This window comes from Nocardiopsis sp. TNDT3, assembly GCF_003427465.1.
GTDB lineage: Bacteria > Actinomycetota > Actinomycetes > Streptosporangiales > Streptosporangiaceae > Nocardiopsis > Nocardiopsis dassonvillei.
Genome location: NZ_QPFC01000716.1, coordinates 1 through 2,051, shown reverse-complemented (window position 1 = coordinate 2,051; position 2,051 = coordinate 1). Strand labels below are relative to the sequence as shown.

1 protein-coding gene is annotated in these 2,051 nt (G+C 77.7%); it reads right to left on the bottom strand.

Features of this window, described 5'->3' with window-relative positions:
• The coding region (locus DQW06_RS17775) for a condensation domain-containing protein (protein ID WP_157983477.1) at positions 1-2,051 on the bottom strand (2,051 nt) is incomplete at both ends.

Below are 2,051 nucleotides of genomic sequence, written 5' to 3'. Positions count from 1 at the left end.
GGCGCGCAGCACCGCGAGCATCGCGGTGACCACGTGCGGCCCCCGCTCCAACAGCAGGGGCACGGGAGTCTCGGCCCCCACCCCCAGCGAGCGCAGCCGCGCCGCCAGGGCGGCCGAGGCGCGGTCCAGTTCGGCGTAGGTCACCGCCGTGCCGGGGCCCGCCAGGGCCGGGTGGTCGGGGTTCTCGCGCGCCCGCTCGCCGAACACGCCGGGCACCGAGGCCGGGGGGTGGCCGGGCGCGCCCGTGCCCCAGGACCGGAGGGCCTCGGCCTCCTCCGGCGCGGGCGCGGGGGCCAGGGAGCGCACGGGCGCCCCGGGCGCGCGGGAGAGCAGGTCGAGGACGGCGGTCAGGTGGTGGGCGATCCGGTCGGCGGTGCGGGCGTCGAACAGGTCGGTGTCGTACTCCACCGCACCCAGCAGCCGCCCGTCCTCCTCCGCGAACTCCACCGTCAGGTCGAACTGGGTGTGCCGGTGGGCGACCTCATGCGGGCGCGCGTGGAGCCCGCTGACCCGCCAGGGGGCGCCCGGTGTGTTGCGCAGGGTGACCAGCGCCTGGACCAGGGTGGGGCGGGAGGGGTCGCGTTCCTGCCCGGTCGCGTCCACGACGCCGTCGAAGGGCACCTCGCCGTGCTCGAACGCGGCCAGGACGGTCTCGCGCACGTCGGCGAGCAGCGAGGCCGCGCTCGCGTCGGGGTCCACCCGCAGGCGCAGGGCCACGGTGTCGACGAAGAACCCGACCGTGTTCTCCAGGGCCGCGTCGTCGCGCCCGGAGGTCACCGTACCCAGCACGAGGTCGCGCTGGCCGCTGTGGCGGGCGAGGGTGACCGCGGTGGCGGCGGCCAGCACCATGAACAGGGTCAGGCCGTGCTCGGACTCCAGCGCGCGGACGCCCTCGCGCACCCGCGCGGGGACCTCGAAGGCGCGCGCGGCGCCGAGACCGCGCCGCCGGGCGGGCCGGGACCGGTCGGTCGGCAGGGCCAGGGGCTCCACCCCGGCGAGCTGCTCGCGCCAGTACCGCAGGTGCTCCTCGAAGGCGCCCGAGCGGGCCCGCTCCTCCTGCCACACGGCCACGTCGGTGGCGCGCAGGCCCACCGGCTCCAGACCCGCGGCGCCGGGCAGCGCGTCGGCCGGGGCGCCGGGCCGCTCGCGGGCGGCCTCGTAGAGCGCGCCCAGATCCCCGAAGAGCACCGACATCGACCAGGCGTCGGTGACGATGTGGTGCATGGCGACGGAGAGGACGTGGTCGCCCTCGTCCACGCGCACCAGCAGGACCCGGGTCAGGGGTCCACCGGCCAGGTCGAAGGGACGCGCGGCGAACTCCTCCAGCAGAGCGTCCAGCCGCTCCTCGCGTCCGGCGCCGGGCGGGCTGTCCAGCTCGACCGTCTCCACGGGCAGACCGGAATCGGGGAGCACGACCTGGTGCGGCGTGCCGTCCCGGGACGGGAAGACCGTGCGCAGCGCCTCGTGGCGCGCGGACAGGGCGTGCAGGGCCCGCTCCAGCGCCGCGGTGTCCAGTTCACCGGTCAGGCGCAGCGCGCCGCCGGAGTTGTACCCGGACCCTCCGGGCGAGTACTGGTCCAGGAACCACATCCGGCGCTGGGCGGCGGACAGGGGCGCGGGGCCCTGGCGCTCCGTCCGCGCGGGCGCGTCGCGGCGGTCGCCGGAGCCGTCGTAGAGCTCGGCCAGCGCCGCGATGGTGGGCCGCTCGAACAGCGCGCGCAGCGGGGGCCGGGAGCCCAGCCGCTCGGCGGCGCGGGCGAGCACGCGCACGCCGGTGACGGAGTCGCCGCCCACGCGGAAGAAGTCGTCGTGCACGCCGACGCGCTCCAGGCCGAGCAGGGAGCACCACACCCGGGCCAGCTCCCGTTCCGCGCGGTTGCGCGGGGCCGTGTGCCCGGCACCGGAGCGCGCGGCCCAGTCCACGGCGGGCAGGGCGCGCCGGTCGGTCTTGCCGTTGGCGGTGACCGGGACGCTCTCCAGCACGACGAAGGCCGCCGGGACCATGTAGGCGGGGAGCACACGGGCGGCCCGCTCCAGGTCGGCGGGGGTCG